General features: G+C 60.8%; 16 protein-coding genes and 2 tRNA genes. 8 read left to right on the top strand and 10 right to left on the bottom strand.

What is annotated here, in order from left to right; genetic code table 11:
* Positions 1-21 precede the first annotated feature (21 nt).
* Positions 22-1,305 (bottom strand): NAD(P)/FAD-dependent oxidoreductase, encoded by a 1,284-nt coding sequence (locus AC3ISG_RS15285; RefSeq protein ID WP_489297348.1) that lies wholly within the window; start codon positions 1,303-1,305, stop codon positions 22-24.
* Positions 1,306-1,542: 237 nt separating this feature from the next.
* On the opposite strand from AC3ISG_RS15285, the gene AC3ISG_RS15280 reads away from it, so the two are divergent.
* A tRNA-Val gene (locus tag AC3ISG_RS15280) sits at positions 1,543-1,619 on the top strand.
* A 110-nt stretch (positions 1,620-1,729) separates the two neighbouring features.
* On the opposite strand, the gene AC3ISG_RS15275 is transcribed toward AC3ISG_RS15280, so the two are convergent.
* Positions 1,730-1,951, bottom strand: a complete 222-nt coding sequence (locus AC3ISG_RS15275) for a hypothetical protein (protein ID WP_241043642.1) — start codon at positions 1,949-1,951, stop codon at positions 1,730-1,732.
* 163 nt (positions 1,952-2,114) lie between these two features.
* A complete protein-coding gene (locus tag AC3ISG_RS15270) occupies positions 2,115-2,438 on the bottom strand; it encodes a hypothetical protein (protein ID WP_122624191.1) in 324 nt (107 codons plus the stop codon).
* 308 nt (positions 2,439-2,746) lie between these two features.
* On the opposite strand from AC3ISG_RS15270, the gene AC3ISG_RS15265 reads away from it, so the two are divergent.
* From AC3ISG_RS15265 to AC3ISG_RS15255, 3 genes are all read left to right on the top strand, one after another.
* Positions 2,747-2,823, top strand: a tRNA-Val gene (locus AC3ISG_RS15265).
* Positions 2,824-3,076: 253 nt separating this feature from the next.
* Positions 3,077-3,634: a DUF4174 domain-containing protein gene (locus tag AC3ISG_RS15260; protein WP_122624192.1), complete on the top strand. Its 558-nt coding sequence runs from the start codon at positions 3,077-3,079 to the stop codon at positions 3,632-3,634.
* A 153-nt stretch (positions 3,635-3,787) separates the two neighbouring features.
* Positions 3,788-4,084: a 2-oxoacid ferredoxin oxidoreductase gene (locus AC3ISG_RS15255; protein WP_489297347.1), complete on the top strand. Its 297-nt coding sequence runs from the start codon at positions 3,788-3,790 to the stop codon at positions 4,082-4,084.
* Between the two features lie 101 nt (positions 4,085-4,185).
* On the opposite strand, the gene AC3ISG_RS15250 is transcribed toward AC3ISG_RS15255, so the two are convergent.
* Positions 4,186-4,818, bottom strand: coding sequence for a DUF5666 domain-containing protein (locus AC3ISG_RS15250; protein WP_489297346.1), 633 nt, complete (start codon positions 4,816-4,818; stop codon positions 4,186-4,188).
* 289 nt (positions 4,819-5,107) lie between these two features.
* Here AC3ISG_RS15250 and AC3ISG_RS15245 point away from each other — a divergent pair, with 289 nt between their 5' ends.
* The 3 genes from AC3ISG_RS15245 to AC3ISG_RS15235 are packed head-to-tail and all read left to right on the top strand — an operon-like array spanning position 5,108 to position 7,972.
* Positions 5,108-6,199 carry an ABC transporter substrate-binding protein gene (locus AC3ISG_RS15245; protein WP_489297345.1) on the top strand — a complete coding sequence of 364 codons (1,092 nt, stop codon included), beginning with the start codon at positions 5,108-5,110 and terminating at the stop codon, positions 6,197-6,199.
* Complete coding sequence (locus tag AC3ISG_RS15240; protein WP_485618016.1) at positions 6,186-7,184, top strand: ABC transporter permease; 999 nt, start codon at positions 6,186-6,188, stop codon at positions 7,182-7,184. Before AC3ISG_RS15245 ends, AC3ISG_RS15240 begins: the two co-directional genes overlap by 14 nt.
* Complete coding sequence (locus AC3ISG_RS15235) at positions 7,178-7,972, top strand: ABC transporter ATP-binding protein (RefSeq protein ID WP_122538175.1); 795 nt, start codon at positions 7,178-7,180, stop codon at positions 7,970-7,972. Before AC3ISG_RS15240 ends, AC3ISG_RS15235 begins: the two co-directional genes overlap by 7 nt.
* 77 nt (positions 7,973-8,049) lie before the next feature.
* Here AC3ISG_RS15235 and dacB read toward each other — a convergent pair whose 3' ends face one another.
* From dacB to AC3ISG_RS15220, 3 genes are all read right to left on the bottom strand, one after another.
* A complete protein-coding gene (dacB, locus tag AC3ISG_RS15230) occupies positions 8,050-9,516 on the bottom strand; it encodes a D-alanyl-D-alanine carboxypeptidase/D-alanyl-D-alanine endopeptidase (RefSeq protein WP_122624197.1) in 1,467 nt (488 codons plus the stop codon).
* Between the two features lie 386 nt (positions 9,517-9,902).
* Positions 9,903-10,247 carry a YggL family protein gene (locus AC3ISG_RS15225; protein WP_065988787.1) on the bottom strand — a complete coding sequence of 115 codons (345 nt, stop codon included), beginning with the start codon at positions 10,245-10,247 and terminating at the stop codon, positions 9,903-9,905.
* A 156-nt stretch (positions 10,248-10,403) separates the two neighbouring features.
* Positions 10,404-11,588 carry an MFS transporter gene (locus AC3ISG_RS15220; RefSeq protein ID WP_489297344.1) on the bottom strand — a complete coding sequence of 395 codons (1,185 nt, stop codon included), beginning with the start codon at positions 11,586-11,588 and terminating at the stop codon, positions 10,404-10,406.
* Between the two features lie 106 nt (positions 11,589-11,694).
* Between AC3ISG_RS15220 and AC3ISG_RS15215 the strand changes: the two genes are divergently transcribed.
* Complete coding sequence (locus AC3ISG_RS15215; protein WP_489299546.1) at positions 11,695-12,636, top strand: LysR family transcriptional regulator; 942 nt, start codon at positions 11,695-11,697, stop codon at positions 12,634-12,636.
* Between the two features lie 21 nt (positions 12,637-12,657).
* Here AC3ISG_RS15215 and AC3ISG_RS15210 read toward each other — a convergent pair whose 3' ends face one another.
* From AC3ISG_RS15210 to AC3ISG_RS15200, 3 genes are read right to left on the bottom strand one after another with little or no spacing between them, the layout of a single operon-like run.
* Complete coding sequence (locus AC3ISG_RS15210) at positions 12,658-13,110, bottom strand: GNAT family N-acetyltransferase (RefSeq protein ID WP_489297343.1); 453 nt, start codon at positions 13,108-13,110, stop codon at positions 12,658-12,660.
* Between the two features lie 11 nt (positions 13,111-13,121).
* A complete protein-coding gene (locus tag AC3ISG_RS15205; protein ID WP_489297342.1) occupies positions 13,122-16,808 on the bottom strand; it encodes a transporter substrate-binding domain-containing protein in 3,687 nt (1,228 codons plus the stop codon).
* Positions 16,809-16,816: 8 nt separating this feature from the next.
* Positions 16,817-17,443, bottom strand: a complete 627-nt coding sequence (locus AC3ISG_RS15200; RefSeq protein ID WP_122624200.1) for a response regulator transcription factor — start codon at positions 17,441-17,443, stop codon at positions 16,817-16,819.
* Positions 17,444-17,610: the final 167 nt, after the last annotated feature.

Genomic DNA, 17,610 nt, shown 5'->3' with positions numbered 1-17,610 from the left:
TGGCCGTTCATCGCCTCTGATTCAGAACCCCAGCTTGTCCCGCAGGCTGTAATACCAGGCACCCAATGCCGTCAGCGGCGTGCGCAATAGTTGCCCGCCGGGGAACGGGTAATGGGGCAGGCCGGCGAAGGCGTCGAAACGTTCTGCCTGTCCGCGCAACGCTTCGGCCAGCACTTTGCCCGCCAGGTGGGTGTAGGTCACACCGTGGCCGCTGCACCCTTGGGAATAGTAGATGTTGTCCCCCAGTCGCCCGACTTGCGGCAACCGCGACAAGGTCAGCAGGAAGTTGCCGGTCCAGGCGTAATCAATCTTCACGTCCTTCAGTTGCGGAAACGCCTTGAGCATCTTCGGCCGGATGATGGCTTCGATGTTGGCTGGATCGCGCGCGCCGTACACCACGCCGCCGCCGAAGATCAGACGTTTGTCGGCTGAAAGCCGGTAGTAGTCCAGCAAGTAGTTACAGTCCTCGACGCAGTAATCCTGGGGCAGCAACGTGCTCGCCAGTTCTTCGCTGAGAGGTTCGGTGGTGATGACCTGAGTGCCGCAGGGCATCGATTTGGCCGCCAGTTCCGGCACCAGGTTGCCCAGATAGGCATTGCCCGCGACGATGACGAACTTCGCCCGAACCTTGCCCTCGGCGGTGTGCACCACCGGGCTGGCACCGCGATCAATGCGCGTTGCCGCTGACTGCTCGTAAATGACCCCACCCAGCGACTCGACTGCCGCCGCTTCGCCCAGCGCCAGGTTCAGCGGGTGGATGTGACCGCCGCTCATGTCGAGCAGGCCGCCGATGTAATGGTCGCAGGCCACCACTTCACGGATGCGACGCTGGTCCATCAGCTCAAGCTGCGTGTGGCCGTAGCGTTCCCAGAGACGTTTTTGCGATTCCAGATGGCTCATCTGCTTAGGGGTGATCGCCGCAAAAACGCCGCCGTCTTTCAGGTCACACTGGATCTGGTACTTGGCGACTCGGTCACGAATGATCTGCGCGCCTTCGAAAGCCATGTGGCCGAGCAGTTGTGCCTCCCTGGGCCCGACGGTTTTTTCGATGGTGTCGATGTCGCGGCTGTAACTGTTGACGATCTGCCCGCCGTTACGGCCCGAGGCGCCGAAACCGACTTTGGCGGCTTCCAGTACCGTGACCTTGAAGCCGTGTTCGAGGAGAAACAGCGCGCTCGACAAGCCGGTGTAACCTGCACCGATGATGACCACGTCGGTTTCGACGTCCCCTTGAAGCCGAGGCCGAACCGGAACCGGATTGGCGGAAGCGGCGTAGTAGGAATGGGGGTATGGCGTGTTCGTCATCCTGGAAGCCCTGTTTTATATTTTTTACGAATGGGCGGATCCTACCTGAGATGAAATTGGCCGACCAGCCGAGGTCGCAGGTTGGAAGCGCTACTGGCGCTGGCGAGGCGCCGGTTGTTGAGGCATACACTCGATCCTATTCGCTCCCGTCGGCGCAAATAGCTTGGGCATTCAGAGGCTTAGGGATGAATCGACGTTGACAGCAATTCGATTCCCGGTAGAATGCCGCCCCACAGCAGGCACGTAGCTCAGTTGGTTAGAGCACCACCTTGACATGGTGGGGGTCGTTGGTTCGAGTCCAATCGCGCCTACCAAACAAATCCGCTCTGCTGGGCGGTAACGAAAAAGGGTGGCCCGAGAGGGTCACCCTTTTTTGCTTATGCATGTCTGAATACCTTAGGCGTTCGGTCATCCACCGCCCGTGTCACTCGGCCTTGGCGCGAGTAATGCGGCCCGCTCTGATCTCGTCCACGTAGGCGCGCAGGCGGTCAGCGTCCTTGTACTGCTGATTCATCAAGTGCAGCACCGCGACCACGTCCACATCGTTGACCCGTTCGGCCAGTCGGCTGATTTCCCCTGCGGTACTCTCCAGATTCGCCGCAATCGTACTCAGGTCACGCTTGAGTTCCAGCGCTGATTTCTTCATGCCCACGGTGCCGCTCTCCACTGTTGATGACGCCCGGTCCCGAGACCCTGGTTCAGGCGCGGCGGCGGCGCACTATATCAAAACACCACGGCCAGCCACGACATCCAGGCACGAAAAGGGCGCTGTTCAAGCGCCCTTTCATTTCTAAGATGTACGAGAGGCTTCAACCACCTGCGCCGCCCGCGCTCGACGAACCCGAGCCTTTGCTACCGCCACCATTGGTGGTGTCGCCACCGGGCAGGTCGGCATCGTTGTTATTGCCGGTGCCATTGCTCATGGACGTACCGCCGCCAATGCTGATGCCCTTCTTGGTTTGCGTGTCCACATCGGCGCCCTGGCGAGCGGCGTCACTGCCCTGGACGCGCGGGTCGATGCCGGTCTGTGACGGTGGCGGCCCCATGTCTGGCGATGTCGCGCCCGCCAGCGCCGCGAGGGAAGTGCAGGTCAGGGCGCAGCCGAGCGTGAGTGCAGCAAGTGATCTGTTCATCGAGTGATCTCCGTGTCGTGATTCCTTGTCATCGTTGGGCATCTGAAGTTCGTCCGAAGTGCCATGATGGCGACAGGCGGCATGTCGGTGCGCAAGTCGAGGGCCCTCATTGATTCACCCAAGCATCCGCTGGCGATCGGGAGGCCGGTCATGGCGTTCACCGCCCGAATCTCGCTGATCGACGGCGACGCTGTAGCTTGATCCGCCCATGTCGATGCTACGGGGAAATAATTTGCATATTCATAGGCTTAGTGGGCGAAAAAGACGTTGACAGTCATTTGAATATCCGTAGAATGCCGACCCACAGCAGGCACGTAGCTCAGTTGGTTAGAGCACCACCTTGACATGGTGGGGGTCGTTGGTTCGAGTCCAATCGCGCCTACCAAACAAATCCGCTCTGCTGGGCGGTGAAAAAAAGGGCTAATCGAAAGATTCGCCCTTTTTTATTGCCTGAAATTCCCTCGTCAGACCAGCCTTCCTCAATCCCGCCTCAGCCCCTATGGCCGGACGTTTTGACCCCATTTGATACCCGCGAGCCTCTGCGCGCCGCGAAATAAATCCGGTTTTTTCCCGCTACCGTCTGGACCTTTTCCCATGATGCGCGATCATCAGTGCATGGAAAACCAGAGGAGGTGTGTATGTTGAGCCGGTCGTTGACCCTTGCCGTTTTGTTCGCCGTGTCGAGCCCCTTGCTGGCTGCCGACGGTGATGGCCCACTTTCCCAGGAGCGCGGCAAGACCCGTCCACTGATCGTTATCGCGTCGAGTTCGGTGGACCCGACGCTGGTGAGTCTGAAGAAAAATCTGGACGAACCCGCCAACAAGGAGGGTTTCGCCAAGCGCGACATGGTGCTTTACACCATCATCAATACCGTGGGGCAGCGTAACGGCAAAGACCTTGATGCCCAGGCCACCATGGCCCTGATCCGCGAACTCAAGCTTGGCGCTCAGACAGAAAAGCAGGCGCAGGTGATTCTGGTGGGCAAGGACGGTGAGAAGAAAATGACTCACAACGGTCCCATCGATCCGAAGGACATTTTCAGCACCATCGACCAGATGCCGATGGCCGAAAAAGAAGCGGCCGCCGCTGCCCCACCTGCGCCGGTCGCCGAGCCGAAGGCCGCCACCCAGTCGGGCAAACCGGCCAAGCCCGGCAAGGCCGCTCCTGCTGCACCACCTGCCGGGCTGGATGATTAAGCGCTCAGACGGCTTAGCCATGGGGCTCGCTTGACGTTGCTGGTAACATCCCTCCTTTTTTAAGGAAGAGGGCGTTTGATGAACGGGACTGGCATGAAACGTTGGGCGGGCGCTGTGGCGCTGCTCCTGTTATCGGGTGGGTTAACGGGCTGCATGAGCTTGAATCAGACGCGCTCGGCACGGCCGGCGCAGGTTTACACCAGCCAGAAACCAGCAGTCGCCGTTGCCGAGTGCATCAAGGTCACGTGGGCCAACGTGCAACTGTTCGGTGACGTGGCCGACGTGTTCATGGCCAAAGGTGACCTTGGCGCGTTCACGGTCTATACCACCGAAGGCGAGTATTTCGCCGATGTCGCTGGCAAGGCGGGCATGACCAAGGTCAATTTCTACGCCAAGCCCGGCGCGAAGGCCATTGAGCAGCGTGGCGCGGTGCTCGCGACCTGTCTCTGAATCAGCCCTGCATTCATTGACCTGCGCGTGCTGACCGGTGCTGTTTCATCTACCGGCGCCACGCAGGTTTTGAACGCTACAAGCCCTGCACATTGGCCGCTTCACATTGGCGGCGTCACGCCATTTTCCCCCGCAGAAATCGACAGCGCCGTCAGCGCGTTGTCCGAACCTTTCTGCGCCTGCAGCACCACCTTCACACCGGGCTTGAGCAAGCTGCGATCGCCTGGCACCAGGTTGACGATCGGCACGTCATCAGGGATGACGATCTTCTTCTGCCCGCCCTTGTAATTCACCGTGATGGTGCGGCCATTACTGGCGACCAGATCGCCGACCGATCCGTTGGTCATCGTGCTGTCCGGCGTGAGGTCAAAGGCCCGATGGCCATCCCCCGTGCCCGCCATTTCCGGCGGGAACACATGCACCTCCAGCGCCTTCAACGAACCGTCCGGCAGCGGCACCGCGGCGGAGCCGATGTAGCTGCCTGGTTTGATTTCCGACACTTGCGCCAACGTGACGCCGCGAATCTGCGTGTCAGGGGTCAGTACGACTTGAAAGTCCTCCCCGCGATTGCTGTGAATCTTCAAAGCGTCCCCCTCGACCGCTGTGATGGCGCCGCGCACGCGGGTGGGTTTGCTGTCTTCGGCGTGGGCTGGCACGGCTGCCGATAGCAGTGCGCTGAGCAATCCCGATAGGAGGAGGGCGTGGCGGACGGTCTGGGATCTGGAGGTCTTCATGGGCGGCGCGAATCCGGTGATGGGTCGAGCACGCAGCATAGCGGTAGTGCACGAGGCGGTGCATGACATTGCCGTCAGCACGCACCCACTAGAAGCGTTGACGTTGTTGGGGATGCATAACAGTCACTATCGATAGATAGACTATTTGCATAGTCATATAGAACAAAAATGAATTTAATTAATTAAAAGGTCGGTGCTAATGTTTTAAGCAGTCGGCGAAACCCCAGAATTTGGTTATTAAAATTCTTGTTCGGCGACGACCATTTCACTCACCGGGTAAGGGAACACCATGGCCGTTTTCGATCAACTGAGCCGTCGGCGGGTGCTGGGCCTTGCCGGCGCCGCGCTGGCGTCACCACTTCTGCTGTCATTGCCGCGCGGCGTCTGGGCTGCGGACGAACACGCAGAGCATGCCGGACATGGGACCGACGCCAGTGGCGGGGCGAGCGAGCCCGCGGGCACGGGGGAGTTCATCAAACTCGATCAGCCCAGGGCATTGAAGCTCGCGATCAACTTGAACGCCGTGTGCCTGGCACCCGTGGTCATCGCACACGGGCAGGGCTTTTTCAAGAAGCACAATCTGGACGTCGAACTGGTCAATTTCGGCAATTCAACAGAGGTGCTGCTGGAAGCCATCGCAACGGGCAAGGCCGACGCCGGGATCGGCATGGCATTGCGATGGCTGAAAGCGCTGGAGCAAGGTTTTGATGTCAAGTTGACGGCCGGAACCCACGGCGGTTGCCTGCGTTTGCTCACGGCGGCCAGTGGCAACGTGGAGACCCTCGAAGACCTCAAAGGTAAGGCCATCGGCGTGACCGACATGGCCAGCCCTGACCGCAACTTCTTTTCCATCCTTCTGAAGAAACATGGCGTCGACCCGGTGCGCGACGTCGAGTGGCGCCTGTATCCGGCCGACCTGCTGGGCACGGCGCTGGAGCGTGGGGAGGTGCAGGCGGTCAGCGGCAGCGACCCGTTCATGTACCGATTGATCAACGCCGGCAAGGCCCGCGAGCTGTCGTCCAACCTGGTGGAGGACTACGCCAACCTGAGCTGCTGCGTGGTGGGCGTGACCGGCAAACTGGCGCGGGACGACAGACGCGTGGTGGCCGCGCTGACGCAGGCGATTCTTGAAGCCCACGATTACTCGGTCAAGCATCCGGAGGAGGTGGCCAAGGGATTCCAGGCGTATGCGCTGAACACCACGACCGAGGAAGTCGTCGCCATCCTTCACGATCATACCCATGGCCACCACGCCGTCGGCGCGGCGTTGACTGCGGAGATCGCCACCTACGTGCGTGATCTGAAAACCGTCGAGGTCATCCGTCAAAGCACCGATGCCAACGCCTTTGCTGCGGAGATCACTGCCGATGTCTTCAGTTGATCTGGTTGTTGAACTCGAACGGTCGAAACCCTCTGCAAGAATATTCTGGCTGCAGGGTGTGGTGGCGGCTGTGGTCTGGTTCGTGGCGGCGCTGTTGATCGTGTATCTGCCCAACGCTACTCGTCTCTGGCCGATGACCCAGGGCCTGGCGAATCTGTGCCTGATCATGACCGGGCTGATCCTGTTGGCGGTGGTGGCGGGGCGCTGGTCTCAGCGCGTTGTCACGCGTACGCACACACTCGGGCCCTGGCTGATCGCGCTGCCGATTCTGCTCACGATCTGGGAGCTGCTCACCGCCAAACTCGGCGTGTTGCCAGTGCCGTTTTTCGCACCGCCCCAGGCGTTACTGGACGTCTATGTCGAAGACTGGCCGCGCCTGGCCGACAGCCTGTTTCATTCGGCCATTCTGCTGGGGAGCGGGGTTGCAGTGGGTGCGCTGACGGGGTTCATCGCCGGCGTCGCCATCGGCTGGTCGCGCAGCATCGGCTACTGGCTGCACCCGGTGTTGAGAATTCTCGGCCCGGTGCCGTCCACCGCGTTGTTGCCGCTGTGCTTCTTTCTGTTTCCCAGCAGCTGGAGCGCCAGTGTGTTTCTCATTGCTCTGGCGACCTGGTTCCCGGTGACGGTGCTGACCTGGTCAGGGGTATCGAGTGTGGACAAGGCCTACTACGACGTGGCCCGTACCTTGGGCGCAAAGCAGGGGTTTCTGATTTTCAAGGTGGCGATTCCAGCAGCGCTGCCTCACGTTTTCGTCGGCTTGTTCATGGGCCTCGGCGCCTCGTTCTCGACCTTGGTCGTGGCCGAAATGATGGGCGTGAAGTCCGGCATCGGCTGGTACCTGCAATGGGCCCAAGGCTGGGCGGCGTACGCGAACATGTACGCGGCGTTGTTGATCATGGCGCTGGCCTGTTCAGGTCTTATCTCGGCGCTGTTTCTGATTCGTGACCGTCTGCTGGCCTGGCAGGAAGGAGCAATGAAATGGTGAATGCAGCCAGAGCGGCAAGCGCAGAGCCGAGTCGTGGCCTGGCGCTGCGGATCGATAATCTGAGCCACGGTTTCTCCCTCGAAGGGCACAAATTGCCGGTGCTGGAGCGGGTGTCGCTGGAGATTGAACCGGGGGAATTTGTTGCCCTGCTGGGCCCTTCCGGTTGCGGCAAATCTACCCTCCTGCGGCTGGTCGCGGGGTTGGAAGGTGCAGACAGCGGGAGCCTTACCGCGGACGGCGCTGCGATCACCGGACCGGATCCCACTCGGGTGGTGGTGTTTCAGGACCCGACCCTCTACCCGTGGCGTCGGGTGTGGGACAACGTTGCCCTCGGGCTGGAAGCCCAGGGCCTGCTCAAAACCACCAAGGGCAAAGTTGATGAGGCGCTGGCGAAGGTCGGCTTGAGTCAATTCGCGCGGGCCTATCCGCGACAGTTGTCGGGCGGCATGGCGCAGCGAGTCGCGCTGGCCCGGGCGCTGGTCAACGAGCCGCGGCTGCTGATTCTCGATGAGCCGCTGGGCAAGCTTGATTCGCTGACCCGGATCGCCATGCAGCAGGAGTTGATCGATCTGTGGCAGCGCCAGGGTTACACGGCGCTGCTGGTCACCCACGATGTCGAAGAGGCATTGCTGCTCGCCAACCGCGTCATTGTCTTCAGCGACCGGCCCGCGCAGATCAAGGCCGAGCTGACCATTGATCGTCCCTATCCACGGCACCGTGACGACCCGTATCTGGTCGACCTGCGCAAGCAGATTCTCGGTTTGTTGGGGTTGGGCCAGAGCTGGTAGGCAGAATGGGTATGCAGGATTGGCGGCCGGGCTGTGCGCATGTCGTCGACCGACGTCGCACAGCCCGGCGCAGGCCGTTACTGCTGAAGCGAAATGGACGTGTTTGCCAGTTTTGGCTGGTTGTACAGGCTGACCAGCACTTCATCCAGTACCGAAGAGGCTCCCCACGGCCGCGGGTCGTTGAGGATCGCGACCACCACCCAGGTGTTGCCATTGCTGTCGCGGCTGAACCCGGAAATAGCCCGTACGGTGTTCAGGGTGCCGGTTTTGATGTGGGCTTCACCGCGCAGCGCCGTACGTTTCAGCCGTTTGCGCATCGTGCCGTCCATGCCCGCCAGCGGCAGCGAACTCATGAACTCGGCTTGAAACGGGCTGTTCCACGCGGCCTGGAGCATCTGCGCCATTTCCCGCGCGCTGACCCGTTCGGCGCGGGACAGGCCTGAACCGTTTTCCATCACCAGGTGCGTCGCGATGATGCCTTTCTTCGCCAGCCATTGGCGCACGACACGCTGTGCGGCCTTGGCGTCGTCACCGTCTGCCTCGTTACGGAACTCCGACCCCAGGCTCAGGAACAGCTGTTGGGCCATGGTGTTGTTACTGAATTTGTTGATGTCGCGGATGATCTCCGCCAGGTCCGGCGAAAAGGCCTTGGCCAGCAGCTTGGCGCTGCCGGGCGTCACGTCCAGACGGTCTTTGCCGAGAATCGTCCCGCCCAGTTCCTGCCAGATGGCGCGCACGGCGCCGGCGGTGTAGGTCGGGTGGTCGAGCAGCGACAGATACGTCTGGGAATTACAGCCGTCGCCCAACTGACCGGACACGGTGACGGTGATGCCGCCATCGGCTGCCGGCACCGGGTTGTACAGCACGTCACCGGTGCACTTGCTGGACGACAGCGCCTTCACCTGGTTGTTGATGTGGATGGCGGCGATGGGCGGCTCCACCGAAACCAGAATCCTGCCGCCGTCGTTGCGGGTGACGAAACGCAGTGCCTTGAGATTGACCATCAAGGAATCGGGGCGCACCAGGAACGGCTTGTTCTTGTCGTTGCCATCGTCATCAAACACCGGCAGTTGCGGTTGCACGAAATGGCTGCGATCCAGCACCAGATCGCCGGTCACCTGCTGCACGCCGTTGGCCCGCAGGTCGCGCATCAGCAGCCACAGGCGTTCCATGTTCAGCTTGGGATCGCCGCCGCCCTTGAGGTACAGGTTGCCACGCAGAACGCCGTTGCTGAGGGTGCCGTCGGTATAAAACTCGGTTTTCCACTGGTGGGTCGGGCCGAGCATTTCCAAAGCGGCGTAGGTGGTCACCAGCTTCATGGTCGAGGCCGGGTTGACCGACACGTCAGCGTTGAAAACCGTAGGGGTGCCGGGGCCGCTGACCGGCAGCATCACCAGCGACAGCGCATCGTTCTGCAGCTTGCTGGCTTTAAGTGCTTCCTGAACCTTGGGCGGCAGGGCGGTGTTGATAGGGGCGGCGGCGATGGAGAACGAGAGGGGCAAAAGCAGGGTGGCGATAAATAGCGGACGCAAAGACTTGATCATTCAATAAACCCTACTGCAGCAAATGCGGAGATGAAGAGGGGGTGAATTCCCTCGCACGGTGAACGAACCACCAGAAATGCCCGATGGCAGGGCGTGACACTGGCGTTTCGGTAAAGCGGCATTATGCCCCAAGCTTTCGTGACTTGCGCCGGGGCACTGCCGTCAAACGGCGCTATTTTTTGCGCTTGTCCCTTCAAAGTCACGTTAAACCGTGATTTTTGCGGTTGGATCGGGCGCTTTAGGGGACTCGGCTGTTTAGTTCCGCAGATCTGGCTGAGGTTTGCTGGGGCGAGAAACGCCAAGCCTTGAATTTCAGGCACAAAAAAACCATCCCTGAGGATGGCTTTTTTGAGGGTATCAGCTTGGCGGGAAGGCCCGCCCGCTGATCAGACAGCCGCGTTGATCGGCTTTTCCGGGTACCAGGCGTCCTGCAGAGGGCTGACTTCAACTTCAGTCAGCTCGCTACGGCCTTTGAGCCATGCTTCGACAGCAGCACGTTGCTCTTCGCTGACCGAACCACGGTTCGCCAGGCAAACCAGGCCGAAATCGTCGCCGCCGACGTAGTCCAGACCGTTAGCGTCCATGGCCTCGGTCAGGAAAGCGTCGAGGAAGGCGTCGATGGCCTCGTCATCCAGGTCTTCTTTGAAGCCAAGCTTCAGCTCGAAGCCCAATTCCTGGAACTCGTCGACACAGAGTTTTTTGCGCAGACGTCGGGAGCGGTTAGTGGCCATGAAGCGTTCCTCTTAAGTAATTTCGGGGCGCAGTCTACCAGCTTCGTCCCGGCGGTGCCTGCTTCGTCGCTGCCTGGGGTGAGCGACGATAAAGCGAGAAAGGGGACAGATTAATTTGCGATGAAGCGTGTCAATAAATCAGTCCCCCATCAGCCCTCAGCGTTTACGCATCATCAGCAGCGCAACCACAATCGCCAAGGCCGCAATCCCGGTCGCAATCCATCCCAACGACCCGAGTCCGAGGTGTCCAATCCCCAGGCCGCCAAAAATCGCACCCAGACCAATCCCGGCGTTAGCCGCCGAGATGTTCATGGTCGCGGCCAATGCCTGTGCCTTGGCGCCGGCTTGCATGACCCGCACTTGGCACACCGGGAACAGCGCGGTGTACGCGACGCCCCACAGCACCAGCGCGGCAATCAGCCAGACGTGGTTGGTGGCAAGCGGAATCGCAGCGGCCATGCCGACACTCAGAATCACCAAAAACAGGACCATAGCCCCCAGCGGGCTGCGATCAACCAACGCGCCGCCCCATTGGTTGCCGATCATGCCCACGGCACCGAAGCCCATCAGCCACCAGCCCACTTGATTGGTCGGAACGTCAGCCAGGGTCTGGAGGATATCAGCCAGGTAGGTGTAGGCCGTGAACATGGCGGTGAACGCCAGCACTGACAGCAACACGTGGGCGAGAAAGCGCGGCTGCTTCAGGATGTCGGTCTGCTTTGCGCCGTGCTTGGCAGGCGAGGAAGGCAAGGTGCGCATGCACAGTTGCATCAGGATGGCGATCACCAGCGAGATGACGGCCAACACCCAGAAGCTGCCGCGCCAGCCGAGGGTGTCGGCGGCGACGGTGCCCAGCGGCACGCCGAATACGAGGGCGGCGGAGATGCCCAGGTACACCCGCGACACGGCCTGACCCGATTTGCCGGGCGCTGCCAGCTGCCCGGCGGTTTCGCTGGCGGTGCCCCAGAATACGGGCAAACCGAGCGCCGGGATGAAACGGGCGAGGGCCATGACCCAGATGTTGGTGGAAAGCGCTGCCAGCACGTTGGAGGCCGCGAACACCAGCAGGATGATGGTGAACAGCTTTTTGCGTTCCACACCGGCGAGCTTTGCGGTGAGGAACGGCCCGAATAACATCACGGTAAAGGCGAACAGTGTCACCACCTGGCCAGCCACGGCGATCGATACACCGAGGTCCTTGGCCATGGCCGGAAGCAGTCCGACGATCAGGAATTCGGTAGTGACGATGATAAAAGCAGCGACCGCCATGATCAGGATCTGAACACCTGATCGAGAGGTGGCATCTGGCGCGGACGCCGTTGCCGAGTGTGTAGGTTGCATAGAAGAAGCTCCAAAAGACGTAGCCATAGCCTATTGGAGATTTGCGTTCTCATCCGCGACATAAATGACTTACTATCGCGAATTCAGTTCATTAGTGGTGATCGCGATGTTTTCATCCGAACGGCTCAAGGGCATTGACGTGTTTGTGGCCGTGGCCGATTTCGGCAGCTTCGCCAGCGCCGCACTGAAGTTGAACCTGACGCCGTCGGCGGTCAGCAAAAGCATCGCCCGGCTGGAGCAGCGATTGGGCCAGCGCCTGTTCAATCGCACCACACGCCGCTTGGCCCTCACCGAAGCCGGTGTGAAGTTCTACGCCACCTGCAGCGGCGTGCTGGCTGACCTCGAAGAAGCTGAATTGGCGCTCGCGTCGGAGCGGCATGAGCCCCATGGCCGGGTGCGAATTGATTTGCCCGCCTCCTACGGGCGCCTCCATGTGTTGCCGCTGATTCTCAATTTCGTCAGGGAGTACCCGCTGCTGCAACCGCACATTTCCTTCTCCGACCGGTTCATCGATCCGGTGCATGAAGGCATTGATATCGTAGTGAGGATCGGCGGCCGCGACGCCTGGGCGGCGGGGCTGGGGCATCGGTTCATTGGCGCCCAGCGACTGGTGTTCTGTGCCGCACCGAGTTACATCGCCGAACACGGTCGGCCTGAAAATGACGCTGATCTGGAGGATCATCATTGCATCGCCTACGGCCAGTCCGACGGGCAGGTCCAACCCTGGTACTTTCGCGGGCGCGTGCCGGGGGATCAGGAGCGGCGGGTCATTCATCCGCGCATTGCGGTGGGGGACGGCGAGGGTGAAGTGTCGGCCACGCTGGCCGGGCATGGCATCGCACAGTTGCCAACCTGGCTGGTGCAGACCCATCTCAACGAAGGCCGGCTGGTGGAAGTGCTGCCGGAACTCGCCACCGACGGACTGCCGATGAACCTGGTCTGGCTGAAGACCAGGGAGGCGCTGCCGAAGGTGAGCATTTTACTGAAATACCTGAGCGAACACCTGGCGCCGTACGGCAGCGTTGATTCTGCTACCGCGCCGGCATGACCGCCGACGCATTCCGGCAGACTAGAAATCCTTGCCCATGGTCACTTCACTGACAGCCAGCCCCGACGTTTCGTACAGCTTGCGCGCCCCATGGTTGTCAGCGAAGACATTCAACTCCAAGCGCCGTATGCCGCGCTCGATGCCCCATGATTCGACGGCGCGCAGTGCTTGCCGGCCCAGGCCCTGACGCCTGAAGGCTTGATGAATCTCCAGGTCATAGATGAACAGTTTGGCCGGCAACGGCTGATCTTCCACAACGCCTAGCCAGAGGCTGCCCACCTCAACGCCTTCATCGGTGCATAAGCAGTAGAAGTCATGCCCCTCTGTCTCCAGGCCCTGCGGAACCAGATCATTGAAGTCAGCGCTGGCGCTTTTGAAGGCCAGCACTTCAGGCAGCCCGTAGGTGCGAACGATGTCCCTGGCGTACCCGGCGACCGACCGGGCAGCAAAAGCCTGAAAATCGGCAGCGCTCATTGGAATCAGCCTCATGCCAGCGGCCTCGCCTTTGGCGCTGGCGTCTTCCCACGATAAGCCACCAGTGCCTGCTCCAGGACTTCCATCGCTGCATCAAGCGCTGACTGCCGTTCGCCGACAGTGGCGTCCGGTGCGGCGGCTTCACAGGCAGCTTCCAGCGCTTCGCACGCTTCGATGACAGCCGTCGCGGAAATAATATTCGCCGCGCCGCGGACCTTGTGGCCGATGTCTTTCAACTGCTCCGGGAGCGTGCAGGCATTCAGCTCGACGCGATCCTGGCGAATGCTGTCGATAAGTTGATCGAGCAGCCGCGCATTCATGTCGGCCCTGCCACCGGTCAGCGCTTCGATGGTAAGCGGGTCGAACACTTCCTGCGGCGGTTTAGCGGTCCCAGTCGCCACCGCAACCACCGCGCCTTGCGCCGACGCAACCCGCAGCGGCATGACTTTGCTGAGGCGGTCGTTCAGTGCCGTCAGGCTGATGGGTTTGAACAGGCAGTCATCCATGCCTGCATCCTGGCAGCGTTGCTTTTCCTCCGGCTGGGCATTGGCGGTGTAGCCCAGCACGGTGCAGCGCGGACGTGCCTCACTTTGCTCCAGCTGGCGGAGGGCTCGGGTCAGGTCGTAACCGTTCATGACCGGCATGTTGCAGTCGGCGATGACCAGATCGAACCGCTCAGCCTGCCAGCGCTCCAGGGCTTCGGCGCCCTGTACCGCCATGTCGCAGCGATGCCCGAGAAAGCACAGTTGCTCGAATAGCAACAAACGGTTTGCCGGGTGATCGTCGACGATCAGGATGTGCAATTGGGCTGACGCGTGCGGCGCGGCTTCACGGGCGACGCTTTTTGCATCCAGCGGCTCGAGGGTGGTGAACTCGAAGGTCATCTCGATCCGCGTGCCATCCCCGGGACGGCTGCTCAACGTCAGGTGTCCGCCCATCATTTCGCACAGGCTGCGACAGATCACCAGGCCAAGGCCGGCGCCGGTTCGCGCCAGTTGCCCGGACTGGTCCACCTGAGCAAAGGGCGCAAACAGCCGCTGCTGGTCCTGCTCGGTGATCCCGATGCCGCTGTCGTGAATCACCACCTGCACGCGCATTTGCTGCGGGTTGCGCCCGGCTTCAGTCTGAAGCGTGATCTTGACCTGACCCCGTTCGGTGAACTTGATGGCATTGCTGATGAGATTGGAGAGAATCTGCTTGAAACGCAGCGGGTCGATCAGCACATCCGTGTTGGTCCGCGCGTCCAGATCCAGCGCCAGCGTGAGGCTCTTCTGTCGGGCCAGGCCGTCGAACACCCGCACCACGGATTCGACCAGCTGGCGCAGGTTGGCGCGCTCGGGACTCAGGCTCAAACGGCCTGACTCAATGCGGGCGATGTCGAGAATGTCACCGATCAGCTCCAGCAGATCCTTCGCCGAGCTGTAGGCCACTTCGATGGCCGGGCGGTCCAGGTGGCCGTGGTCGGCGCGCTTCAGGGCCAGTTCGAGCATGCCGATGACCGCGTTCATCGGCGTGCGGATCTCGTGGCTCATGGTTGCCAGGAAGGTGCTTTTCGCGCGGTTGGCATCATCGGCGAGGTCCTTGGCCGTCTGCAGTTGCTCGATCAATTGCCGCCGTTCGCTGATGTCGATCCAGCCGCCGATGATGCCTTGCACTTTGCCGAGGGAGTCGCGGAACGGCAGAATCCAATGGTAGATCGTCAACTCGCGACCGCCGATGTGCAGCGAGCGGTCGAGAATCAGCGGCTCGTTTTCGGCCATGACACGTTTGTAATCCTCGACGTAGCCCAGGGCCTCTTCGGTGTCGCTCAGTACACCGTCCAGAATGCTTTGTCCGATCACGTCCTCGCGGCGAGCGGCAAACGCGGCGAGGTAGCTCTCGTTGCACATTTTCAGCAGGCCGTCGCGGTCGCGGACATAGATGGGATGCGGCGTGCCATTTACCAGCGCGCTCATGAATTCGAACTGATCGTTGAGCGCCCGCTCGGCGCGCTCGCGCTGTTTGATCTGCCGACGCATCCAGGCATTCCAGGCCAGCGAGCCCAGCAGCAACAGGCTGGCGCCGCCGATGATCTGGTAGATCAGCAATTGATAGTCGTGCCAGGCGCCGCTGCTCGGCGGCGTGTAGGTGCGCCAGCGGTTGTTGATGGCTGCCAGGTCCTCCGGGGCAATGCTCGACAGCGCCTTGTCGAGGATCGAGGTCAGCTCGGTCGCGTTGCGTGACGTGGCCATGGCGATGCGCGCCGGTTCCTGCCCGACGGTGACGCGCATCTGCAGCGTGTCGTTCAGCGCCCGGGAGGAAAGGAAATAACTGGCGCTGAACAATGAGGTGATGGCGCCCTCTGTCCGGCCGTGGGCGAGCAGGTCCAGGGCTTGGGCGGGGTTGTCGACCTCCACCGGATAAATGCCCGGGTGCCGTTCGCGCAGGAAGGGCAGGATCGGGCTGCTGAGAGTGAGCGCCACCCGCTTGCCGTCCAGTTGATCGAGATTGGAGGGCGCCGAGGTTTCCTTGCGCGTGACCAGTACGAACACGTTGTCCATGTAGGGCCGGCTGAAATTGAAGCGATTCTGCCGCTCCTCGCTGGGGATCAACGCGCCGATCAGGTCGGCCTGGCCCTGGCTCAGCTGGTTGGTCATGTCGTTCATGCTGGCGGCGTGGCTGACCTTAAAGGTAAGCCCGGTGCGCAGACGGATGAGTTCGAGCAAATCGGCGGTGACGCCGCTGAAATTGCCGGCCCCGTCAAAAAAAGTCAGCGGTGCATAGGCCTCGTTGAACACCACGCGAACGGTCGGATGCTGAGCGATCCAGCGTTCTTCCCGCTGATTGAGCTGCAGCTTCTGGTCGGTGAGCATGAGGTCACTGCCAGCGCCCCAGCGTTTGGAAATGGCGATGCGCTCTTCAACCGGAATGCCTTTGAGCACCTGGTTGACGATGTCCAGCAGCACGGGGTTGGTAGCCTCTACGGCGAAGCTGAAACCGTTCGCCTCATGCTTGCCGAAATTGGCCATCTGCACGTTGTTCAGATAGCCCTTGTTGATCACGTAATGGGTGGAGATCGTGTCGCCCAGAAACACGTCAGCCTGGTTGAACGCCACGGCGTTGATCGCGCTTTGAAACGAGGGAAAGGTTTGCAGGCGCGCCTTGGGATAAAGCGCGGCAATTTCGTCGGGGGGCAGGTAGTGATAAACCATGCTCAGGCGCAAGCCGTTGAGGTCGCCGTTCAGCGGCCGCGCCTCTCCGGTGCGGGTCACCAGGACAGGCTGGTCAACGGCGTAAGGCGTGGACAGCATGATCCCGCGCGACGCCGCCTCGTAGCCATTGGCGCTGCCCAGCAGGTCGATTTCGCCCCTGCTCAGCGCTTGAATCGCTTCGTCGCGGCTGGCGAAACGCAGCACCTTCACCGGCAGGTCAAGCACGCGTCCGAGGATGCCGACGTAATCGGCGGTAAAGCCTTCGTAGTCACGCCCGGTCAGGGTCATGTCGAACGGCGGATAGTCCGGCGCGGAGGTGCCGACCACCAGCTCGCGTTTGTTGCGCACCCATTGCCACTGGGCGCGGTCCAGCGTCACGTCCATGTGCGCAGGGTTGGAGCGGCTCAGCAGCGTGTAGCGTTCGGGCGTCAGCGGGCCTGCCTGGGTATCGAAGCCAAGGCAGACAATGACGGCTGCTATGCAATAGTCCTTTAACGCCTTTGGCATCCTGTCTCTCACACTAGCGAATTGCGTTTTGCCATCTCGATAAGTTCTACCAGAGTCTTGGCCTTGAGTTTTTGCATTAAACGGGTTTTGTAAGTGCTGACCGTTTTGTTGCTGAGAAACATGCCCTTGGCTATTTCCTTGTTTGTCCGCCCTTGGGCAAACAGTTGCAACACCATCAGTTCGCGGTCATTGACGAGTTTGAAGCGCTCAAGCTCGTTTGGGTCACCTTCTTTTTTGATCGTCGCGGCAAGGGCCTGGCTGGGAAAGTAATTGTAGCCGGATAATACGGCCTTCACCGAGCTGACAAGTTCGCTGAGGTCTTCCTGCTTGCACACATAACCCGAGGCGCCCGACTGCATGCAACGGATGGCAAACAGGCTCGGCGCCTGGGCGGTCAGTACGAGAATCTTGGAGGGCAGGTTCATGGCGTTGAAGCGGGCGAGTACTTCGAGCCCGTCCAGCTTGGGGATACTGATGTCGAGGATGATCAGGTCGGGCATGCATTCGCGGACCATCTGCATGGCGTCGACGCCGTTGTCGGTCTCTCCGACCACCTCGTAATTTTCGTTCTCCAGGAGCATACGTATGGCCATGCGTATGACCGGGTGGTCGTCGATAATAAAAATAGAGTTCATGATCAGTCCATAACGGGTGGCAAGAAAGCGCGCACCTTATCCCAGATGTTCAAAGGCGCACATAAAGAGATCATGCCCGAAGGGCTATATAGGAATGTTCCTACAGAAATAAGCGTATGTGCGTACATGGATGCACACGGCGGTCATGAATGTTTAATACGTAACAG

The organism is Pseudomonas sp. GL_135 (assembly GCF_057834665.1).
The sequence above is the reverse complement of the archived record's forward strand: the minus strand, read 5'-3'. Positions and strand labels throughout refer to the sequence as shown.

Excerpts from the sequence above, each read along its gene's own strand:
- AC3ISG_RS15215 (WP_489299546.1), top strand. The coding sequence starts at position 11,695 with ATGTTTTCATCCGAACGGCTCAAGGGCATTGACGTGTTTGTGGCCGTG.
- AC3ISG_RS15275 (WP_241043642.1), bottom strand. The coding sequence starts at position 1,951 with ATGAAGAAATCAGCGCTGGAACTCAAGCGTGACCTGAGTACGATTGCG.
- AC3ISG_RS15285 (WP_489297348.1), bottom strand. The coding sequence starts at position 1,305 with ATGACGAACACGCCATACCCCCATTCCTACTACGCCGCTTCCGCCAAT.
- AC3ISG_RS15225 (WP_065988787.1), bottom strand. The coding sequence starts at position 10,247 with ATGGCCACTAACCGCTCCCGACGTCTGCGCAAAAAACTCTGTGTCGAC.
- AC3ISG_RS15250 (WP_489297346.1), bottom strand. The coding sequence starts at position 4,818 with ATGAAGACCTCCAGATCCCAGACCGTCCGCCACGCCCTCCTCCTATCG.
- AC3ISG_RS15205 (WP_489297342.1), bottom strand. The coding sequence starts at position 16,808 with ATGCCAAAGGCGTTAAAGGACTATTGCATAGCAGCCGTCATTGTCTGC.
- AC3ISG_RS15210 (WP_489297343.1), bottom strand. The coding sequence starts at position 13,110 with ATGAGCGCTGCCGATTTTCAGGCTTTTGCTGCCCGGTCGGTCGCCGGG.
- AC3ISG_RS15220 (WP_489297344.1), bottom strand. The coding sequence starts at position 11,588 with ATGCAACCTACACACTCGGCAACGGCGTCCGCGCCAGATGCCACCTCT.
- AC3ISG_RS15255 (WP_489297347.1), top strand. The coding sequence starts at position 3,788 with ATGAGCTTGAATCAGACGCGCTCGGCACGGCCGGCGCAGGTTTACACC.
- AC3ISG_RS15235 (WP_122538175.1), top strand. The coding sequence starts at position 7,178 with ATGGTGAATGCAGCCAGAGCGGCAAGCGCAGAGCCGAGTCGTGGCCTG.
- dacB (WP_122624197.1), bottom strand. The coding sequence starts at position 9,516 with ATGATCAAGTCTTTGCGTCCGCTATTTATCGCCACCCTGCTTTTGCCC.
- AC3ISG_RS15245 (WP_489297345.1), top strand. The coding sequence starts at position 5,108 with ATGGCCGTTTTCGATCAACTGAGCCGTCGGCGGGTGCTGGGCCTTGCC.
- AC3ISG_RS15270 (WP_122624191.1), bottom strand. The coding sequence starts at position 2,438 with ATGAACAGATCACTTGCTGCACTCACGCTCGGCTGCGCCCTGACCTGC.
- AC3ISG_RS15240 (WP_485618016.1), top strand. The coding sequence starts at position 6,186 with ATGTCTTCAGTTGATCTGGTTGTTGAACTCGAACGGTCGAAACCCTCT.
- AC3ISG_RS15200 (WP_122624200.1), bottom strand. The coding sequence starts at position 17,443 with ATGAACTCTATTTTTATTATCGACGACCACCCGGTCATACGCATGGCC.
- AC3ISG_RS15260 (WP_122624192.1), top strand. The coding sequence starts at position 3,077 with ATGTTGAGCCGGTCGTTGACCCTTGCCGTTTTGTTCGCCGTGTCGAGC.